Source organism: Microbacterium phyllosphaerae, assembly GCF_017876435.1.
Lineage (GTDB): Bacteria > Actinomycetota > Actinomycetes > Actinomycetales > Microbacteriaceae > Microbacterium > Microbacterium phyllosphaerae.
Genome location: NZ_JAGIOA010000001.1, coordinates 1,722,373 through 1,742,365 on the forward strand (window position 1 = coordinate 1,722,373; position 19,993 = coordinate 1,742,365).

17 protein-coding genes and 1 riboswitch are annotated in these 19,993 nt (G+C 69.0%); of the genes, 4 read left to right on the plus strand and 13 right to left on the minus strand.

Annotation, left to right across the window (positions count from 1 at the left end):
• Nucleotides 1-8: 8 nt before the first annotated feature.
• The 4 genes from JOF42_RS07970 to JOF42_RS07985 all read right to left on the minus strand — a co-directional run bounded on the left by JOF42_RS07970 (nucleotide 9) and on the right by JOF42_RS07985 (nucleotide 6,695).
• A complete protein-coding gene (locus JOF42_RS07970; protein ID WP_210097375.1) occupies nucleotides 9-1,442 on the minus strand; it encodes a DUF2252 domain-containing protein in 1,434 nt (477 codons plus the stop codon).
• Nucleotides 1,439-2,908, minus strand: coding sequence for a hypothetical protein (locus JOF42_RS07975; protein ID WP_210097376.1), 1,470 nt, complete (start codon nucleotides 2,906-2,908; stop codon nucleotides 1,439-1,441). Before JOF42_RS07975 ends, JOF42_RS07970 begins: the two co-directional genes overlap by 4 nt.
• Before the next feature lie 16 nt (nucleotides 2,909-2,924).
• Nucleotides 2,925-4,049, minus strand: a complete 1,125-nt coding sequence (locus JOF42_RS07980; protein ID WP_210097377.1) for an AI-2E family transporter — start codon at nucleotides 4,047-4,049, stop codon at nucleotides 2,925-2,927.
• Between the two features lie 63 nt (nucleotides 4,050-4,112).
• Nucleotides 4,113-6,695, minus strand: coding sequence for a winged helix-turn-helix domain-containing protein (locus JOF42_RS07985; protein WP_210097378.1), 2,583 nt, complete (start codon nucleotides 6,693-6,695; stop codon nucleotides 4,113-4,115).
• 135 nt (nucleotides 6,696-6,830) lie between these two features.
• On the opposite strand from JOF42_RS07985, the gene JOF42_RS07990 reads away from it, so the two are divergent.
• The gene (locus JOF42_RS07990; protein WP_210097379.1) at nucleotides 6,831-7,088 is read left to right on the plus strand and encodes a DUF8691 family protein; all 258 of its coding nucleotides are present in this window, start codon (nucleotides 6,831-6,833) and stop codon (nucleotides 7,086-7,088) included.
• Between the two features lie 43 nt (nucleotides 7,089-7,131).
• Complete coding sequence (locus JOF42_RS07995; RefSeq protein WP_210097380.1) at nucleotides 7,132-7,512, plus strand: SHOCT domain-containing protein; 381 nt, start codon at nucleotides 7,132-7,134, stop codon at nucleotides 7,510-7,512.
• Here the strand turns inward: JOF42_RS07995 and JOF42_RS08000 are convergent.
• Nucleotides 7,487-8,551 (minus strand): DUF998 domain-containing protein, encoded by a 1,065-nt coding sequence (locus JOF42_RS08000; protein WP_210097381.1) that lies wholly within the window; start codon nucleotides 8,549-8,551, stop codon nucleotides 7,487-7,489. The genes JOF42_RS07995 and JOF42_RS08000 overlap by 26 nt on opposite strands.
• Before the next feature lie 112 nt (nucleotides 8,552-8,663).
• Here JOF42_RS08000 and JOF42_RS08005 point away from each other — a divergent pair, with 112 nt between their 5' ends.
• On the plus strand, nucleotides 8,664-9,749 hold the full coding sequence (locus JOF42_RS08005) for an ATP-binding protein (RefSeq protein ID WP_210097382.1): 1,086 nt from the start codon (nucleotides 8,664-8,666) through the stop codon (nucleotides 9,747-9,749).
• Nucleotides 9,750-9,767: 18 nt separating this feature from the next.
• Here the strand turns inward: JOF42_RS08005 and JOF42_RS08010 are convergent, their stop codons facing one another.
• The 7 genes from JOF42_RS08010 to JOF42_RS08040 form a co-directional block, all read right to left on the minus strand.
• Complete coding sequence (locus JOF42_RS08010; protein ID WP_210097383.1) at nucleotides 9,768-10,127, minus strand: Fe-S protein; 360 nt, start codon at nucleotides 10,125-10,127, stop codon at nucleotides 9,768-9,770.
• Nucleotides 10,128-10,180: 53 nt separating this feature from the next.
• Nucleotides 10,181-10,654 (minus strand): 6,7-dimethyl-8-ribityllumazine synthase, encoded by a 474-nt coding sequence (gene ribH, locus JOF42_RS08015; RefSeq protein WP_210097384.1) that lies wholly within the window; start codon nucleotides 10,652-10,654, stop codon nucleotides 10,181-10,183.
• Nucleotides 10,651-11,919, minus strand: a complete 1,269-nt coding sequence (gene ribA, locus JOF42_RS08020) for a GTP cyclohydrolase II (RefSeq protein WP_210097385.1) — start codon at nucleotides 11,917-11,919, stop codon at nucleotides 10,651-10,653. The genes ribH and ribA overlap by 4 nt, the downstream gene beginning before the upstream one ends.
• Nucleotides 11,916-12,545, minus strand: coding sequence for a riboflavin synthase (locus JOF42_RS08025; protein WP_210097386.1), 630 nt, complete (start codon nucleotides 12,543-12,545; stop codon nucleotides 11,916-11,918). Before JOF42_RS08025 ends, ribA begins: the two co-directional genes overlap by 4 nt.
• Entirely contained in the window at nucleotides 12,545-13,579 is a 1,035-nt protein-coding gene (gene ribD, locus JOF42_RS08030) for a bifunctional diaminohydroxyphosphoribosylaminopyrimidine deaminase/5-amino-6-(5-phosphoribosylamino)uracil reductase RibD (RefSeq protein WP_210097387.1), read from the minus strand. Before ribD ends, JOF42_RS08025 begins: the two co-directional genes overlap by 1 nt.
• Nucleotides 13,580-13,651: 72 nt before the next feature.
• A riboswitch (FMN riboswitch) is annotated at nucleotides 13,652-13,797 on the minus strand.
• Between the two features lie 54 nt (nucleotides 13,798-13,851).
• Nucleotides 13,852-14,715: an Fpg/Nei family DNA glycosylase gene (locus JOF42_RS08035; protein ID WP_210097388.1), complete on the minus strand. Its 864-nt coding sequence runs from the start codon at nucleotides 14,713-14,715 to the stop codon at nucleotides 13,852-13,854.
• 33 nt (nucleotides 14,716-14,748) lie between these two features.
• Nucleotides 14,749-15,312, minus strand: coding sequence for a GNAT family N-acetyltransferase (locus tag JOF42_RS08040; protein ID WP_210097389.1), 564 nt, complete (start codon nucleotides 15,310-15,312; stop codon nucleotides 14,749-14,751).
• A gap of 78 nt (nucleotides 15,313-15,390) precedes the next feature.
• Between JOF42_RS08040 and mfd the strand changes: the two genes are divergently transcribed.
• A complete protein-coding gene (gene mfd / locus JOF42_RS08045; RefSeq protein WP_210097390.1) occupies nucleotides 15,391-18,954 on the plus strand; it encodes a transcription-repair coupling factor in 3,564 nt (1,187 codons plus the stop codon).
• Nucleotides 18,955-18,979: 25 nt separating this feature from the next.
• Here the strand turns inward: mfd and JOF42_RS08050 are convergent, their stop codons facing one another.
• The gene (locus JOF42_RS08050) at nucleotides 18,980-19,861 is read right to left on the minus strand and encodes an SDR family oxidoreductase (protein WP_210097391.1); all 882 of its coding nucleotides are present in this window, start codon (nucleotides 19,859-19,861) and stop codon (nucleotides 18,980-18,982) included.
• Between the last annotated feature and the right edge of the window lie 132 nt (nucleotides 19,862-19,993).

Consider the following 19,993-nt stretch of genomic DNA (forward strand, 5'->3'; position numbering starts at 1 on the left):
GGCCCGACTCACCTCTCGTCGCCGCCGTGCGGAAGCCGCCCGGATGCCAGCGCCCCGGTGAGGGCGTCGAAGTCGTGCTGGTTCTGTGCGGCATATGCGGACGCGAAGTCCGCGATCGCCTCCTCGAACTCCGCACTCCGCCCGACGTATCCGGCGATCTCGACCCTGTCGCCGGCCCGTGCGTGCGCGCGGGCGAGGGTCTCGCCGCAGATCCTGGCGTACAGAGTCGCACCTCGAACCGTCATGGCATCCGGATCGATCCCTCCTTTCCCGTCCTGGAGCTGCCGAAGGTAGAAGTCACGGTGCTGTCCGTCGAGACCGGTGATGGACTGCCATCCGAGGAAGATGTCGCTCGCCGCCTGCATGAGGCGCTGCCCTCGGACGACGCGTTCCGCGTGGCTGTCGAACTCGCTCGCGCCGAGGAAGCGCTCGAGGACGGACGCCTGGGCCTCCTTGGCCTGGAGCAGAAGCGGATCGTCATCGTCGCGACCGCTGAGCAGGATCACCCACGCCCGGGTTCCCACGCTTCCCACGCCGACGACCTTGCGTGCCATGTGCCGGTATCGATACTCCGCGATCGGATGCCGAGAGCCGCCGAGCGTCTCCCGATAGCCGTCGAGGATCCGGCGCATGACCTGCGCATCGTCGGCGGCAAGTCCGGCATCTCCGGCATCGCGCAGCAGGTCCTCGACGGGCATGATCAGCGGTGGGGCGGCGGTGATCCGGAGCTGCCCGTCCACCTTGCTCACCAGTTTCCTGAACGCCTTCCGGCTGTCGCGAGTGCCCGCTTTCGCGATGGTGGCGTCCAGACGGCGGACCTCGTCGTTGCCCACGTGTCGATCGCGCCGTTCCTCGCGGATCACCCGCCGCGCACGGTCGGCGTCCAGTCGGTCGTACCAGGCATCGAGCACCGTGGCCTTGGCCGCCGCGCGGATCGCCGACCGATACCCCCGGGCTGCGGCGAGGACGCATGAACGCTCGTCCTCGGCGCTGAAGCCTCGGTACCTCGACGCCACGGCGAAGCTCGCCGCGAGCCGCTTCACATCCCACTCGAAGGGCCCGGGCGACGTCTCGTCGAAGTCGTTGATGTCGAAGGTGAGGAGCCGCTCGGGGGTGCGGTAGAGCCCGAAGTTCGACAGATGCGCATCGCCGCAGAGCTGCGTGATGATGCCGGTGTGCGGGGCCGACGCCAGGTCGGATGCCATCAGCAGCGCTGCTCCCCGGTAGAAGGCCAGCGGCGACGTCGACATCCGGGCATACCGCACGGGGGTGAGCTCTCGCACGCGCGACTCTCCCTGCTCCTCGAGCAGGGAGATCGGGTCGGGGCGGTGAGGAGAAGGCGACCAGGTTCCGAGCTGCGACCTCGGCGCCCGCACGCGGGCCGCTCGCCCGGCCGAGCGACGTGCGGCGAAGGGGTCCACGGCCTCCGTCGTCGCGCTCATGGGAGGGGTTCTCCGGCAGGGACGGCAGGGTCTCCGGGGGCGCCCGCGACGACAGGGCCTGCACGGCCGATCTCGTCGTCCGCCGGCGGCTTCTCGGCCTCGTGCGTCGGGGCATCGTCCTGATCGTCATCCTCGGCGGAGGGAGGTCGCTCGACGAGCTCCAGGATCAGCACCGCCAGCAGGGCGAAGGTCAGCGTCCACAGGATCAGTGACGTGCTGAGAGGGCGGACGAGGAGGACGACTGCTGCACCGACCAGCGTGATGGCGACGCGGAGGAGCGTCCGCCGCGAGTGCAACCACGCGCCGACGCGCCCGGTGCTGAGACCACGGCGCTCCAGCGTCGCGCGAAGCGCCGCAGCACCCGCCTTCGCGGCACCCCGGAGACGACGGGGAACATCGAACGGGCCGGCGAACCACCCGACCACCGCGGTGACGAGCGCGAGCACCAGGACGGCCACGGCCGTGTCGCGCATGGCGCCGACGACCTGCTCGTAGATCGTCCCTCCGGCATCGACGGGGATACCGTTCGTGCGCATGGCCCCGTCGAAGAAGATCCGCCCGGCCGCGAGGCCGGCGAGCACGATCGCCATGACCAGGCCGAGGGAGAGCGCGGCGGTGATCAGCGCGACGGAGCGACGCCGCGCTGCCAGCACACCGGCCGCGAGCAGGAGGATCGCCACCCAGGGCAGCCAGATACCTGCAGCCACCACCAGCTGATAGGCCAGCTGCACCGTGGGGAGCGAGTCGACCTGCGCGACGGTGATGGTCCGGTCGACCGTCGGAATGGACGCTGCGAATTCGACGCCCTGATCGACGAGGACCTCTTTCGCAGCGTCGATGATCGGTGCGAGCTGGATCCCGATCGTGCCCTCGGACCCGAGAGCGATCGCCGCATCCGGGTCGTTCTGCAGTGCGGACACCACCTGTGAATGGCTGATGCGCAGCGCGCTCGCCCAGACGTTCGCGAACGCCTCGGACTCCACGAAGCGTTCGACCACGGTGGCGACCAGCGATTGGAGCCCCTGCGCGGCAGGTCCTTTGAGCAGCTCCAGCGCCCGGGTCGCCGCCGGGCCTGTCCCGAGCTCGATGACGCCGTCGATCACGTCCGTGGTGAGGGCCGGAATGTCGACCTGCCCTTCGATCGCCTCGACGACCTGATCGGTGACCGCCGCCTGCACGGCGGGCTCGGTCGCGAGGCCGGCATAGCTCGCGACGAAACGGTCGGTGTCGGTGAGCTGCACGTTCCCCCAGGCAGCGACCAGTGCGAGAGGGGCGACGAGCGTTCCCAGCACGATCAGGACGGTCGCCGCCAGCGTGCGTCCCCACCCGCGGGATCGGTCGCGGTCGGCGATCGGATCGGTCGGCGGTGTCTGCGGGACCACCGGGATGCCGGCGCGGAGTGCGTCGTTCTCAGCTTCGACGGCAGCCAGGCGCCGCTGCAGCTCGTGGACCGTGGATCGTGCCATGGGCGCTTCTCCGTCCTCAGGTTTTCGCGTTCTGACGCGGGATGTGGACCTGCTTGATGATCAGCAGGATCGCCGCCGTGACCGGGATCGACACCAGAGCGCCGAGCAGGCCCAGCAGTGCTCCTCCTATGAGTGCCCCGATGATGACGAGCGACCCCGGAACCGCGATCGCCTTGTTCATGATCCGAGGAGTCAGAAGATATGCCTCGAACTGCATGTAGATCAGGTAGAGCACCGAGAAGATCAGAGCGAGCAGCGGGTCGGCGAACAGCGCGACGATCGAGGCGAAGATCCAGTACGTGACGGGGCCGATCAGAGGTATCAGCGTGATCAGGAAGGCGGCGAGCCCCATGAATGCGGGAGCCGGAAGCCCGAGCACCAGATGCAGCAGCGTCGCGAACAGTGCGTTGCAGGCCGCGAGCACCACCATCCCGATCAGGTACCCGCCGATGGAGTCGGTGATCTGCTCCGTGAGCGATCGGAGCCGGTCCCTGTCCCGAGCGGGTGCGAGGGAATAGAACGCCGACTTCATCGATGACAGCGATGCGAGAAAGTAGAGGGTGAGGACCACCACGATGAGAGCGCCGGAGATGGCGTTGCCCACTCCGAATCCGACGGCGAGCACTCCGCCCCCGACGGCGAGCAGGTTGCCCGGGTCGGCGAAGAAGGCGGCGAGATCGTCGAGGGCCGTTCCGAGGACATCCCCGACCTGGGCCTCGAAGGCGGCGTACGCATCCGAGACGCGGAAGTCGGCGATGGCCGCGGGAATGGACCGCGCGAAAGCGCCCAGCTGGACCATCGCCGGCGGGAGGATGACTCCGATCACGACGGCGAGGAAGACGAGGAAACCGCCCGAGACGATCAGCAGTCCGCGTGTTCGCGACACCCGGTGCGCCTCCAACCAGCGGATGACGGGGTCGAGACCGAGCGCGACGAAGATGGCGATGGCGATGTAGATGAGGATCGTGGCGACCGAACTCGCGGCGACACCGAGAACGAACGCGCCGAGGCCGCCGAGGACCAGCGCGAAGCCGAAGAGGAGCGGGCGGGTGATGGTGATCTGGATGCTGCGTTGCCTCACCGCGCGCGCGGCGCGTCGGAGTCGAGGGGGTGACTCCTCGGGCACGGTCGCATCGCTCACCGTGCCACTCTCGGACGTGCGGCGATCGATCGCGTCACCCGTTCAGGGCGATATGCCGCAGGGTCAGAGCAGCCCGAGGTCCTGGGCGCGCGCGACCGCGGAGTTGCGGTTGGGCACTGCGAGCTTGCGGTAGATGTGCGCCATGTGGGTCTTGATCGTGTTGGGCGACACGTAGCAGCGTGCGGCGAGCTCGACGTTGGTCATCCTGGTCGGCAGATAGGCGAGGATCTCGAGCTCGCGGTCGGTGAGCTGCTCCACGAGTTCGGGCGAGGTCGCGCGGGCGTGACGGAGCAGGCTGGCCCTCTCCAGCACGAGGGTGCGGAAGGTCGATGGGGCGCCGGGAAGGTCTGCCACCATGCGGATGACCTCTGGCCCGCCGCGCACGAACGTCGCGACCAGACCGTGGCGAGACGCGAGATCCAAGGCGCTCACAAGCGCGGCGCTGCCTGCGTCGCGATCGTGCTGGTTCGTCTCGAGCCAGGCGCGGAGGATGAGTTGCTCGACGGTGGCGCGGGGCATGGTTTCAGACCGCTCGGAAGCCGCGGCATCGAGCTGGGCGCGTGCGAGATCAGGGCGGTGCTCGGTCAACGCCGTGGCGACGGCTTCGAAGGCGATCGGAGACCAGGTGCGCTGCACCGCGTGCCCGAACGCATACCCGATCGGATGCGGGGATGAGCGCTCGAGTCGGCGCGCGCGGGTGAGCGCGGCCTCCAGCGCGTCGGCGACCAGCGGAGGCGGCGTGGACGTGGGGCGGCCTTCTGCCATCGCCGGGTCAGAGGTGTCCAGGATCCGCGCGAGGTGCGCGATCCACATGAGCTGCGTGCGATGGTTGGCGGCTGCGCGAAGCTCGCCCTCGTGAATGTTCACTGCGGCTTGGGAGGGTGAGCCGTGCTCGATCGACACGAGCGCTGCGGCGAGGTACGCGTCAGCGGGCGCGGGGTGCGACAGGAGCCGTGCATCGGTGGCGAGTGCGAGTGCTTCGTCGGATGCGAGCGACGCGGCGCCGAGTCGTCCGCACCACACCTCGAGCAGGGCGAGGGCGCCGAGCAGATGGATGCGATAGAGGCTGTACTGCGCGCCGGGGTCGTCGAGCGCCTGCTCGAACCAGTCGCGGGCAGCGGTGAGGTCGCCCGCGAGGAAGTGCGCGCGCCCTCCCGAAGTCAGCGCCGCCGTCCGGAGCAGGTGAGGATGCGTCAATCCGAGCAGCTCCACCGGCTGCAGGTCCGGATGCTGGCGGAGCAGGTCGGTGGCGGCTTTCGCCGCCCGCAGCGCCACGCCGGGTTCGGGACGGAACTGCACCCGGGCGGCGAGGTACGTCTGGACGACCACGGTCTCGGCAGGCGTCGACGTGGTGCGGTCGGCCTCTCGGCGGAGCACATCCTCGGCACGCGCGGCATCGCCGTTCATCATCATCAGCATCCCGCGCAGGATCTCGACCTCCGGGCGGGTGGAGCGGAACTCGGGCGGCAGTGATTCCAGCCACCGGCTGACGGTCAGCGTGTCGCTGCGCTCGACGACGTCCCTGCCCCGTGCCGCGATGACCATGACCGCTCGGTCCCACGAGTGGGCTTCGAGGAGGTAGTCGATGGCTGCCGGAGCATCGTCGTGCGCGAGGTGCCATTCGGCGGCAGCCGTGAGGATCGCGGTGGACCGTCCACCGGGCTGCGCCCGCAACCGGAAACGCAGGAGCTCGCGGAAGAGCGGGTGGAAGCGGAACCACTCCCGGTCACGGTCGAGGGCGACGAGGAAGAGCGATTCGCGTTCCAGCTCATCGAACAGCGCCGTCGCATCATCCACGCCCATGGTCGATTCCACGAGATCGGCGCACATCCGATCCAGCACCGAGAGACGGATCAGCAGATCCCGGCGTGCGGGCTCCTGCTGCGCCAGGGCTCGTTCGCTCAGATACTCGGCGATCAGGCGGTCCGTCCCGCGAAGCTGACGTGCGAAGAGCTCGGGATCGGGTTGGCTGCGCAGGCCGAGTCCCGTCAGCAGCACACCGGCCGCCCACCCCTCCGTCCGCTCCATCACAGCGGCGAGTGTGCCGCTGCTCACCGGCGCGCCGGCGACGCGTTCGAGCAGGAGGGCGCTGGTCTCCTCATCGAACGCGAGGTCTGTCTGACGCAGTTCCAGAAGGGAGTGTCGAAGGCGGTGATCGCTCCACGCGAGGCCGAAGTCGACCCGGGAGGAGAGAACCAGATGGGTGTGATCGGGAAGATTGTCGGCGAGCCACCACAGATCGGCGAGCAGCTGCGAGCCAGACAGCGCATGGAGATCGTCGATCACGAGGATCACTGGGGGAAGCTCACGGAAGACTGTCACGAGCGCGTCGAGCACGGGGCGTCCGAGCGCCCGATCGCTGAGCGCGTGGGGCCGGCCGAGATCGAGCACCTCCCGAGCGCCGCGCGGGACCCCGGCCAGCAGATGATCGATGAAACGGCGAGGATCGTTGTCTGCGGGCTCCAGGCTCATCCAGATGAAGTCCAGCTCCGGATGCGCTGCGACCCACTGCGACAGCAGCACGGTCTTGCCCGAGCCGGCCGGCGCCACGATCACGCTGAGGGGCGCGGTCAGCGCCGCGTCGAGTCGGCTACGCAATCGTGGACGCTCGACGGCGTGAGCCGGCGGGGGAGGTATGGCGGTCATCGGCGAATCCGGTGTCAGTATCGCAGGGCGCGATCAGATCATCCATAGGGGATGAGGACGCGGACGATCCGTCCCTCCATGATGGGACCGTCGCCCTCGCGCACCCACGATGCCCGTGCACCCCAGGAGGCTGCCATGACCCAGGTCTTCGAGGTCCTCATCCGTGGGCGGATGAGCTCCCAGCTCGCGCAGGCCCTGGACGGCTTCACGGTGCAGGCGCGCCCCGGAGGGCTGACGAGCATCCTCGGTCCGATCGATGACCAGCCTCGTCTCCTGGGACTGCTCGGCATCTTCGACGACCTGCACATCGAGGTGATCTCCGTCAATCAGGTCCCGAGCGGTGATCCGGAGTCACCCGCGCCGGGTGACGCCGGCGCATCGGCTCCTGACTAGCTTCGGTCCTGGCACTGACATCACCGATCGAAAGGGAACGCGCATGTCCATCTGGGATCTCGTGGCCTGGTTCTTCTGGTCCTTCGTCTTCATCTCGTACCTCATGGTGGTCTTCACGATCATCGGAGACATCTTCCGCGACAGCTCGCTGAACGGCTGGTTGAAGGCCGTGTGGATCATCTTCCTGGTGTTCCTCCCGTTCCTCACCTCGCTCGTCTACCTGATCGCCCGTGGGCAGGGGATGGCGGAGCGCCGGGGAGAGCAACTGGCCGAGCTGCGCGCCGCGCAGACGGCCTACATCCGTGAGACCGCCGGTTCGTCGTCCCCGGCTGATGACATCACGAAGGCGCGCGGTCTGCTCGACTCCGGTGTGATCACGCAGTCGGAGTTCGAGACGCTCAAGGCGAAGGCACTCGCGTCGTAGCCGGCGTCTGCTCGGTGTTGCGCAGGAACAGGAGCAACCAGGTGAAGATGATGAGGAATGCGACGAGTTCGACCGCCGTGAGGTTGTAGTACCCGGTGGCGAAGAAGACGGCGAGCACGACGATGTACGCGACGAACACGTATCCCATCGTCACGAAGACCTGAGAGGTGCCCGGAACCGTGCGCCGCAGCCCGATCACCATCGCGATGAACACCACCACCATCCCGGTGGCGCAGAGGTTGTGCAGAGCGAGGAACCTGTCGACAGGGAACAGCCCGACTCCGCAGAGCAGCAGCCCCATCACGGTGAGCTCGAGTCGGACGATGCGGCGACCGCGGGCGGCGCGGGGGGTGGCCACGGGGATCGTCGCGGTGCCGAAATGCGCCACGGTCGTCACGATGATGCCCGCGATGATCAGCGTGACATTGAACGTGAGGGCCGACAGATCGTCGGTCACGCCGAGACTGCTCAGATGCAGTTTCCACCACTGCTCATCCGAAGCGCTCAGCATGCTCGCGAAGGCGCCGACCACAAGGAAGAGCATGAGAACGACGGACAGAGTCGCCGGGGTCATGGTGGCCGCCGAGAGGGCGACGATGTATGCGGTGCACGCCATGGCGGCGCCGGCGAGCAGCGCGCCGGCGAAGGGGAACACCTCCGCACCCGTGAAGCTCCGCTCCACGACATCGGCGATCGCGATCCACCCGAGCAGAGCGATGACGCCGTGGGCGATCGCGAGGGCGGCGATGTCGAACCACCGCATCATCTCGCGCGGCACCCCCTCTGCAGGGTGGATGCGGGCGAGCGACCGGGCCGCGATGAACACGACGATCGCGGTGACCGCCGAACCGATGGCGGCGAACTGGCCGATCGAGCCGGGGCCGGAGATCGGAAGCGCGCGGCCGTGGAAGACCAGCAGTGAGATGACCACGGTGACGATCAGAGTGGCCGCGCTGACGAGCAGCGCCGCCGATTCCCGGGACCCCGCGCTGGCGAGCGGGCGACGGAGCACTTCCGCGAATGAGAGTCGGTCGTTCATGCGGCTCATCCTGGCCTCGGCATCTCCGCACCGCGTCACCCGGGAAGTGTGATGACCGCGCGGACCCGGCACGCCAGGCTGGTGACCATCCACAGTGGATGAGGAGGCCTCCATGACCGATCTGACCATCGGATCGATGACCGACGATGCGGCGGCATCGGTCCAGCTCGACGCACGTCGGTTCAACCGCCATACCTTCTGGTGCGGCCAGAGCGGCAGCGGCAAGACCTATGCGCTCGGCGTCGTTCTCGAGCAGCTTCTGCTGCATACCGAGCTGCCCCTGCTGATCCTCGATCCGAATGCTGATTTCGTCAGGCTGGCGCAAGCTCGGGCAGATGCGCCACCCGAGCACGCCGCGCGGATATCGCAGAGCGACATCCGCGTCTTCCGCTCGGGTCATGGCGAGGGAGACAAGGTGCACGCCCGCTACATCGACCTGTCGCCGGCCGCCAAGGCGGCTGTCCTGCAGATCGACCCGATCGCCGACGCGGAGGAGTACAACGTCCTGCTGCACTGGGCGCTGAGCGTCACCGAGTTCGACGCGGACCGGATGCTCCGGGATTTCCGGGCCTCGGGCGATCCAGCGCACATCCGGCTCGCGAACCGCATGGAGAACCTGCAGGTACTCGAATGGGATCTGTGGTCGCGGGGAGCGCACTCGGTCGTCGACGTGATCGACGAGAGACCCAGGGCGACGGTCCTCGATCTCGGGGGATTCGATCACCCGGCCGAGCCCAAAGTCGCGGCGCTCGCGGTGCTCGAGGCGCTGTGGGCCCGGCGCGAGAGCCGGCGCCCTCTGCTCATCGTGATCGACGAGGCCCACAACATCTGCTCACCGGAGCCGCGAACCGCCGTCGAGCGGGCCCTCACCGAGCAGCTCGTCCAGATCGCCGCCGAGGGACGCAAGTTCGGCCTGTGGCTGTTCCTCTCGACGCAGCGCCCGACGAAGATCCATCCGAACGTGCTGTCGCAGTGCGACAACCTCGGACTCATGCGCGTCAATGCTCCGCGCGACATCGCGGAGCTCGCCGACGTGTTCGGCTTCGTGGGCGAGGACGACATCCGTCGCGCGCAGGGATTCGCTCAGGGGCAGGCGCTCTTCGCCGGTGGCTTCATCACGCAGCCGACCTTCGTGCAGATGGGCGAGCGACTGACCGAGGAGGCCGGTGGGGACGTCAAGGTCCCGCTGCGCTCGTGACGGAGCGCGGTGAGACGGTCAGCGCCAGATCGTGGCGATGGCGGCGTTGACAGCCGTCAGGATGCCGACGAGCCAGAACATGACCGCCGGAACGGAGCCGGCCTTGCGCTGCTTCGACGTCCCGATGCCGAGGAGTGCGCCGATCACCAGGAGCACGACGAGCTTCGTGCCGATCTTGGCGTAGTTCATCTCGACGCCCTCGGGCAGACCCCAGGGCGCCGCGAGAGCGAGGCCGGCGAGAGCCGCGATCGTCATGCCGATGCTCATCAGACGGGTGAACTGGCGCTTGCCGCCGAAGGCCTGCACCGCCCAGGCTCCCAAGAGCACGGCGAAGCCGATGAGATGGACGAACAGAACGACGTGGCGCAGAGTCTCCATGCCCTCACGGTAGGAGAGCGTGGGACCCGCCCGCCAGCAAGGGCAGGCTGACCTCAGCCGCGCAGCTCGCGCACGAGAAGGGCGGTGCGCAGTGCAGCATCCGCCGCCTCTGCGCCCTTGTCCTCCTTCGAGCCCTCGAGGCCGGCGCGGTCGAGGCCCTGCTTCTCGTCGTCGAGGGTGAGCACTCCGAAGCCGACCGGCTTGCCGGCGTCGAGCGAGACACGGGTGAGCCCGTCGGTGGTCGCCGCCGAGACGTACTCGAAGTGCGGGGTGCCCCCGCGGATGATCACGCCGAGCGCGACCACGGCGTCGGCGCCGCCTGCGAACGCGGCCTGGGCCGCGAGGGCGAGCTCGAACGAGCCGGGCACGCGCACCAGTCGGTAGGCGGCGTCGGCGTCGTCGAGCACGCGCTGCGCACCGGCGATCAGGCCGTCGGTGATCACGTCGTGCCAGGTGCCGGCGACGATGACGACCTTCAGTCCGCGTCCGTCGATCTTCTCGGTCTTGGGTGCTCCTGCGCCGCTCATGCGTCGTCCTTCCGTCCGTCGGCGAGAGCCTGTGCGAGCTCCGCCTCACCGATGATGTGACCCATCCGGTCACGCTTGGTCTCGAGATACTGGTGGTTGTTGGGGCCCACTCCGACGATGAGCGGCACCTGCTCGACGACGTCGAGTCCGAGGCCGCGCAACTGGTTCACCTTGTCGGAGTTGTTCGTCAGCAGGCGCACCTTCGACACTCCGAGGTCCGCGAGGATGCCGGCCGCAGCCGCGTAGTCGCGGGCATCCGCGGGGAGACCGAGCGCGAGGTTCGCATCGACGGTGTCGAGGCCCTCCTCCTGCAGGCTGTAGGCGCGAAGCTTGTTGATCAGACCGATGCCCCGACCCTCGTGGCCGCGCATGTAGATGACGATCCCGCCGTCCTGCTCGATCGCGTCGAGAGCCGCGTCCAGCTGCGGGCCGCACTCGCACTTGAGCGAGCCGAAGGCCTCACCGGTCAGGCACTCGGAGTGCACGCGCACGAGTGCCGTCTCGCCCGGCTCTCCCGAGACCACCGCGATGTGGTCGGTCCCGGTGACCCGGTCTTTGTACGCGAGGAAGCGGAACGTGCCGTGCGTCGTGGGAACCGTCGCGTCCGCCCGCAGGCTCACTCGCCTGCTGGCGCGTTCGGGAGACCATCCGGAGGGGTCGATGTCGTTGAGATGGGCGATGAGCTGCTCGATCGTGATGACCGGCACTCCGTCGCGTGCGCCGAGCTCGATGAGCCCGGGAAGCCGCATCATGCTGCCGTCCTCGGCGACGACCTCGGCGATCGCGCCCACCGGGCGAAGCCCCGCCAGCTTCATCAGATCCACGGCCGCTTCGGTGTGGCCGCTGCGCTCGCGCACGCCGCCGTCGACGGCACGCAGGGGCAGCACGTGTCCGGGGCGGATGATGCTGGTGGCCGTCGACTCGGGGTTCGCCAGCACGTTCAGCGTGTGAGCCCGGTCGTGCGCGCTGATGCCGGTCGTCACGCCCTCGGCCGCGTCGACGCTGACCGTGTACGCCGTCGACCGGGCGTCCTCGGACGCGGCGACCATCGGCGGCAGGTTCAGGTTGTCTGCGAGATCCGCGGGCATCGGAGCGCAGATGAACCCGGACGACCAGCGCACGGTCCAGGCGACCCACTCGGGTGTCGCAAGCTCTGCGGAGAGGATCACGTCGCCCTCGTTCTCGCGGTTCTCGTCGTCGGCGACGAGGACCGGTCGTCCGGCGCGGAGGGCCTCGAGGGCCTCGGGGATGGTGGAAAGGCTCATCGTGAGCCTCCTTCCGGTGCTGCCCTGAACGCCAGCAGGCGTTCGACGTGACGGGCGAGGATGTCGGTCTCCAGGTTCACACGGTCGCCGACCGCGCGCGACCCGAGGGTGGTGGCTGCGAGGGTCTCGGGGATCAGCGAGATCTCGAACCACGGGCTTTCCGCATCCACCGGGCTCACCGCGCTCACGGTGAGCGACGTGCCGTCGACCGAGATCGAGCCCTTGTCGACCACGAGCGGGGCGAGGTCGTCGGGCAGCGAGATGCGCAGAACGCTCCACTGTTCGCCGGGCCGCACGTCGACGATGCTTCCGACCCCGTCGACGTGGCCCTGCACGATGTGGCCGCCCAGACGCGCGCCGACCGGCATCGCCTTCTCGATGTTCACACGGGTGCCGACGGATGCTCCGCCGAGGGCTGCGACGTCGAGCGTCTGCTTCATCACATCGGCGTCGAAGGTGTCGGGCGTCGACCCCACGACCGTCAGGCAGACTCCCGAGACGGCGATCGACTCGCCATGGATCGCGTCGGACGCGGCCTTCGGCGCGCGCACGGTGAGTCGCCACCCGTCTCCTGCGGGCGAGATCGCGGTGATCTCGCCGATCTCCTCGATGATTCCGGTGAACATCAGGCGACTCCTTCTTCGAGGCCGAGTACGGGGTGGGCGATCGCGAGCAGATCGGCGCCGAGCGGCAGCCATTCCTCGACCGTCAGGCGGTGGGCGGCGTCGATCGATGCGACGCCGATGTCGGTCAGTGCGAGCCGGTCGCCGCCCAGCAGCACCGGCGCGATGTAGGCGAGCACCCGGTCGGCGAGGCCCTGGGCGACGAACGCGCTCGCGAGCGTGGGGCCACCCTCGACGAACACGCTCTGGATGCCGCGCGAGTGCAGATCCGCGAGCACGGTGTGCAGGTCGTGGGTGTCGTAGAACAGCGGGGGCTTCGGGTGACGACGGATCGCGGCGTCAGCGGGAGTGGGGCGGGAGCCGATCACGACGGGGATCGGCTGTTCCGCGAACAGCGCGTCGCCGTCTCGTGCGGTGAGCGAGGGATCGTCGGCGAGGACGGTGCCGGTGCCGACGACGATCGCAGCGGCGGCCGCCCGGCGTCGGTGCACGTCGGCTCGTGCCTCGGGGCCCGTGATCCATTGGCTGGAGCCGTCGGATGCCGCGGCGCGCCCGTCGAGCGACTGCGCCCACTTCACGGTCACGTGCGGGCGCCCCAGGCGCTGGGCGGTGAGCCAGCCGTCGATGATCGCGTGGGCGGCGTCGGCCTGCTCTCCGGAATCGACACTGACACCTGCCGCGCGCAGGCGATCGGCGCCGCCGCCCGACACCGCGCCGGGATCGTCGAGTGCGTACACGACGCGGGCGACGCCGGCTTCGATGAGCGCGACGGCGCAGGGGCCGGTGCGCCCCGTGTGGTTGCAGGGCTCCAGGGTGACGACGGCGGTCGCTCCTCCAGCAGCGCCGGGTGCGAGCTTGGAGAGCGCGTCGACCTCGGCGTGGGGGGTTCCGGCGCCGTGGTGCCATCCCTCGGCGAGGACGGACCCGTCGGGGGAGAGGATGACGGCGCCGACCTGCGGGTTCACTCCGCGCGGGCCGAGGGCCGCGAGTTCGAGCGCACGGGTCATCGCCCGGCGTTCCGTCTCGTTCACTGCCATCCGTGGTCCTCTCTGAGGCTCCGGGGGTTCTCCTCGAGGGGAGACGCAGGCAGAACGCGCGCGCGGCGGCGCACCGTGCTGCCTCCCTTCCGGACTAGCGAGGCTGCGCCTCGCACCACCGTCGGTCCCGGAATTCCACCGGATCGGCACCTCGGAGAACCGAGACGCTCGCGGACTGTCACCGCCGGTTCGGATTCTCACCGACCCCGGAGCACGTTGATGCTCTGAGTGTACTCAACGCACCCGAGGACATTTCATTCCGCGTCGAAGTGCTACTTGAGCAGTCTCGACAGGCGGCGATCGGCGAGGGGTTTTCCGCCGGTCTGGCAGGTCGGGCAGTACTCGAGAGAGCGATCGGCGAAGAAGACGCTGCGCACGGTGTCTCCGCACACCGGGCAGGCCTCACCCCGGCGGGCATGCACCTGCATGCCGCGGCGCTTCGCGTCCTTCAGATCGGCGGGGGGTTTGCCCGACGCCTCTGCCACGGCATCCGTCAGCGTCGTCTGCATCGCCGCGAACAGTCGGTCGACTTCGTCATCGCCGAGCTTGTCGGCGATCGCGTAGGGAGACATGCGGGCCGCGTGCAGGATCTCGTCGGAGTAGGCGTTGCCGATGCCGGCGATGACGCTCTGGTCACGGAGCAGCCCCTTGATCTGTGTGCGACGCCCACGGAGCAGCCCGCCGAAGACCTCCCGAGTGAAGGTCGATCCGAGAGGATCGGGTCCGAGCCGGGCGATCCCCGGCACCTCCTGCGGGTCGCGCACCACGTACACGGCCAGCGACTTCTTGGTGCCCGCCTCGGTGAGGTCGAATCCGCTCTCGTCGTCGAGTGCGACGCGCAGCGCGATCGGAGACTTGCCCGGCTTGATCAGGGTCGTCGGCAGTGTCTCGTACCACCGCAGCCATCCCGCCTTGGCCAGATGGAACACGAGGTGCAGGTCGGAGCCGCAGGAGAGCACGATGAACTTGCCCTGCCTCGACGCGGCGGTGATCTCGGCACCGTGCAGGGCGGTGTTCGGCGGATCGTAGGTCTTCAGCGCGGCGATCGCGCCCACGGCCGTGCGGACGATGGTGCGCCCCACGGCGCGCTCCGTCAGGAACGTCGTCAGGCCCTGGACTTCCGGCATCTCAGGCATGCGCTCATCCTGCCACCCACGACCGACACCGGACTAGAGGATCGGCCAGTCCACGGGCGTGCGGTCGTCCGTCGCCAGAAGGCCGCCGAACCATCCGTCGTCGCGGCCACGTGCGCTGGTGAGGGCCTGGCGCCCGAGCCCCTCATAGCGGAATCCGAGCGCGCGAGCGGCTCTGGCGGAGGGCACGTTTCCCGCGACCGCGCGCCAGCCCAGCCGTGCGAGCCCGAGCTCGTCGAAGCTCCAGGCGACGACGGCGCGCGCCGCCTCGACGAGGTATCCCTGACCGCGAGCCGGCGCTGCGACCCAGTATCCGATCTCCGCATCCCCGCCGGTGTGGTGCTCGGCCACGCGATGCAGTCCGACCGAGGCGACCAGCTCGCCGTCACGGTACGCGCACCAGATCCTCTGGCTGCCGTCGGCCCACCACTCGCCGATCAGACGCACGTAGTCCTCGGCATCCGTGCGCCTGTAGGGGCTCGGCACGGTCGTCCATCGCGAGATCTCCGGGTCCTGGCAGGCTGCGGTGATCGCGTCGATGTCGGACTCGTCCGGCACGTGCAGGACGAGACGCTCGGCGGTGAGGGTGACCGGTTCCATCCGTGCATCCTATGGGCGCAGGAGTGCCGCCCCGGAGACCCGGGAGCCCGTGTCCGTGGCCGCGGCTAGGCTTGTCCGGTGACTGTGCCGGGGATTCTGCGCGCCTTGGAAGAGGCATCTCTTTTTCGTGACGCCCTGAGCTGGGCCCAGACCGATGCCGACCTCGGCCTGGTCGACGGACTCGACGCCCCGGCGCTCGCCGGGCTCCTGGCGAAGCGCCGTTCCGCCGGGCATCCACCGGCACTCCTCACCGTCGTACCGACGGGCAGGCGTGCCGAGAGCCTCGCCGCGGCGCTCGGCGCCTACATCCCCGACGCCGAGATCGTCACCTTCCCCGCCTGGGAGACGCTGCCGCACGAACGGCTCAGCCCGAGCGCCGACACGGTCGGCCAGCGCCTGCAGACGCTCCGTCGCATCGCCGAGTGGTCGGGCGACCACCCCCTCGTCGTCGTCGCATCGGTGCGCGCCGCGCTGCAGCCGATCGCCGGCAACCTCGGTGAGATCGCGCCGCTGGAGCTGCGTACGGGAACCCGTGGGCACGAGCTCGATCACGTCGTCGAGCAGCTCGTCGAGCGCGCCTACTCGCGCGTCGACATGGTGTCCCGACGAGGCGAGTTCGCGGTGCGAGGCGGCATCCTCGACGTCTTCCCCGCGATCTCGGAGCATCCGTTCCGCGTCGAGTTCTTCGGCGACGAGGTCGACCAGATCCGTGCGTTCTCGGTCGCCGATCAGCGCTCCCTCCCCGGCGACGTCGACGGCGTCGACCTTCCGCCGAGCCGCGAGCTGCTGCTGACCCCCGACGTACGCGACCGCGCGCGGGCGCTGATCGGCGGATTCCCCGCGATCGCCGGAATGCTTGAGAAGATGTCCGAGGGCATCCCGGTCGAGGGCATGGAGTCGCTTCTCCCGGCCGTCTCGGGGCCTCTCAAGTCGCTCGCCGAGTACCTCCCGGAGGGCGCGGCGACGGCCGTCGTCGATCCCGAGCGCTCCAGCGCCCGCGCCATCACGCTCGGCGAGACCAACCGCGAGTTCCTCGCTGCGGCCTGGAGTGCGGCCACCTCCGGGGCCTCCGCACCCATCGACCTCGGTGCCGGAGACTTCCTCACGATCGCCCGACTCCGCGAGGTCGTCCGCGACCGTGGCGGCGTGTGGTGGCGGCTGAGCCCGTTCGCGATGGGCGGTGAGGATGCCGAGACCATCGACGCCTCCGTCATCCCGTCGTTCCACGGCAACGTCGACGGGGCGATCTCGTTCGTCGACGCCAAGGTCGCCGAGGGATGGCGCGTGGTCGTCATCGCGGCGGGTGCCGGACTCGTCGACCGCGCGCGCGACGTGCTCTCCGATCGCGGCATCGCGGCGCGCATCGTGTCCGAGCTCGTCGATGCACCGGACACCGGCGTCGCGACGCTGGTCACCGGATCCGTCGAGGCCGGATTCCAGATCCCCGAGGCGAAGCTCGCCGTCCTCACCGACAACGAGTTCTACGGCCGCACGATCGGTGGCGACCAGCGCGTCGTCAAGAAGCTCGCCTCCCGCCGCAAGAACGTCGTCGACCCGCTGCAGCTCAAGCAGGGTGACTTCGTCGTGCACAACACGCACGGCATCGGCCGGTTCGTCGAGATGACGCAGCGCGAGGTCTCGACCGGCGGACGCAACGCGACCAAATCCGTGCGCGACTACCTCGTTCTCGAGTACGCGCCGTCGAAGCGCGGTTACCCGGGCGACAAGCTGTTCGTGCCCACCGATCAGCTCGATCTGCTGTCGAAGTACGTCGGTGGTGAGGGCCCGACCCTCTCGAAGATGGGCGGCAGCGACTGGTCTCAGGCCAAGGGCAAAGCCCGCAAGGCCGTGCGCGACATCGCCGTGGAGCTCGTCAAGCTGTACTCGGCACGCATGAGCGCGAAGGGGCACGCGTTCGGTCCCGACACCCCGTGGCAGCGCGAGCTCGAAGAGGCGTTCCCGTTCGCGGAGACCCTCGACCAGCTGCAGACGATCGACGAGATCAAGGCGGACATGGAGCGGCCGATCCCGATGGACCGTCTGCTCTCGGGAGATGTCGGCTTCGGAAAGACCGAGGTCGCCGTGCGGGCCGCGTTCAAGGCGATCCAGGACGGCAAGCAGGTCGCGATGCTCGTGCCGACCACGCTGCTCGTGAAGCAGCACCTCGAGACCTTCACCGAGCGCTTCGCCGGATTCCCCGTCAAGGTACGCCCGCTCTCGCGCTTCCAGAGCGACAAGGAGGCACGTCTGACGCTCGACGGCCTGCTCGACGGCACGGTCGACATGGTGATCGGCACACACCGGATCCTCACCGACCAGGTCATGTTCAAGGACCTCGGCCTGATGATCATCGACGAGGAGCAGCGCTTCGGCGTCGAGCACAAGGACACGCTCAAGAAGATGAAGACCAACGTCGACATCCTCGCGATGAGTGCGACGCCGATCCCTCGTACGCTCGAGATGGCGGTCACCGGCATCCGTGAGATGTCGACACTCGCGACTCCGCCGGAGGACCGGCATCCGATCCTGTCGTTCGTCGGGCCCCGCAGCGACAAGCAGATCACCGCGGCGATCCGGCGTGAGATCCTGCGCGAGGGTCAGGTGTTCTTCGTGCACAACCGGGTGCAGTCGATCCAGCGCGTCGCGGCGCAGCTCGCCGAGCTCGTGCCGGAGGCGCGTATCGCCGTGGCTCACGGCCAGATGGGCGAGCACGCGCTCGAGCAGGTCGTCGACGACTTCTGGGAGCGCAAGTTCGATGTGCTCGTCTCGACCACGATCATCGAGACGGGCCTCGACATCTCGAACGCGAACACGATCATCATCGACCGTGCCGACAAGTACGGACTCAGCCAACTGCACCAGCTGCGAGGCCGGGTCGGGCGTGGTCGTGAGCGCGCCTACGCCTACTTCCTCTACGACGAGATGAAGCCGCTCAGCGAGACCGCGGCCGACCGTCTGCAGACGATCGCGGTCAACAACGACCTCGGCTCGGGCATGCAGGTCGCGCTCAAGGACCTCGAACTCCGTGGTGCGGGAAACCTGCTCGGTGGCGAGCAGGCAGGACACATCGCAGGCGTCGGCTTCGACCTCTACCTGCGGATGATCGGCGAGGCCGTCGCGACCTTCCGCGGCGAAGACGTCGAGTCCGGTCAGGAGCTGCGACTCGAGCTCCCTCTCGACGCGCGCATCCCCGAGTACTACATCGACAGCGAGCGCCTGCGTCTCGAGGCCTACCAGAAGCTCTCGGCCGCCTCGGCTGCGACCGCGAAGGACGATGCGATCGACCTGGTCATCGACGAGCTCACCGACCGCTACGGCACTCCGCCCGACGAGGTCGAGGGGCTGATCGCGGTCGCCCGCCTGCGTCGCCGCGCGGCCAGGGCCGGCCTCGCCGACGTCGTCGTGATGGGGTCGAACCTGCGGATCGCACCCGCCCATCTCGAGGAATCGATCAAGGTGCGTCTGCAGCGTCTGTACCCGAAGGCCAAGCTGGTCGCGGGTGGCGACGCCCTCGTGGTGCCGATGCCGACGATCCCTGCGGCCGTAGGTGTCGGACTCGAACCTCTGCCGAACGCGGAACTGCTCGAGTGGGTCGGTCAGCTGCTCACGGCGATCTTCCCCGAACCGGCGAAGGTCGAGTGACGGCAGCTCTCCCGAGAGAGGGTCTCTAGAGAGAGAAGCCGCCGTCCGTCGTCAGCACCTGGCCGACGACCCACGACCCCGCATCGCTGCAGAGCCAGCCGATCAGTCGCGCCGGGTCGTCAGGGCGCCCCACCCGGCCGAACGGCGTGCCGGCGATCCACTCGTCGACGCCTGACAGGTCGCGATCCGTGGTGTCGGCGTCCAGGTATCCCGTGTTCACAGGGCCAGGGTTCACGGTGTTCAGCACGATCCCGACGTCGAGGAGCTCCGCAGCGGTCGAGCGGGTGATACCCGCCAGAGCGGCCTTGCTCGTCGCATACGAGATCTCGCCGCGCATCGCACCGTGCCCCTGACCCGAGGTCATCCAGATCACGCGGGCCGTCGGTGCCTCGAAGGGGCCCAGCGAGGGGATGCTGTCGCCGGGGCGCGCGGCGGGAGTCGCCGCCCCGCCGAGCTCTGTCCGGATGCGGCGCGCCACTCCGGCGGTGAGCAGCAGCGAGGCGCGCGCGTTGGCCTGCCAGTGAGCGTCGAGCCGCTCGGCCGTCATGTCGAAGATCGAGCCGTCACCGCCGCTCATCGCCTGGTTGCAGACGACGATGTCGAGTCGCCCAGAAAGGGACCATGCCGCGTCGAGCAGCGGTTCGATGCCGGCAGGGTCGCGGAGATCAGCCTGAGCGTCGCCCATCACGGCCCCGGGTACGAGCGAGTCGCGGATGCGGTCTCGCACCGCGTCGAGGTCGTCACCGCCCCACGGATGATCGAGATCGTGCGGACGGAAGTGGTGGAAGAACACGTTCGCGCCGAGCGACGCGAGGGTCGTGGCCGTCGCGAATCCGATGCCGCGGCGACGGGAGACACCGGTGACCAGGGCGGTACGGCCGAGGAGGGGGAGTTCGAGGGAGTGCATGACGGAGGCCTTTCGATCGTGGTGCCGGGGCGCGCAGACGTGCGGCCCATCGGCAGGGGGGAGGATCGAGTCACCGGCATTGCATGGGCGACAGCGTAGCAGCGGAGCTCCTGCTCGCTCCACGCCGGGAGC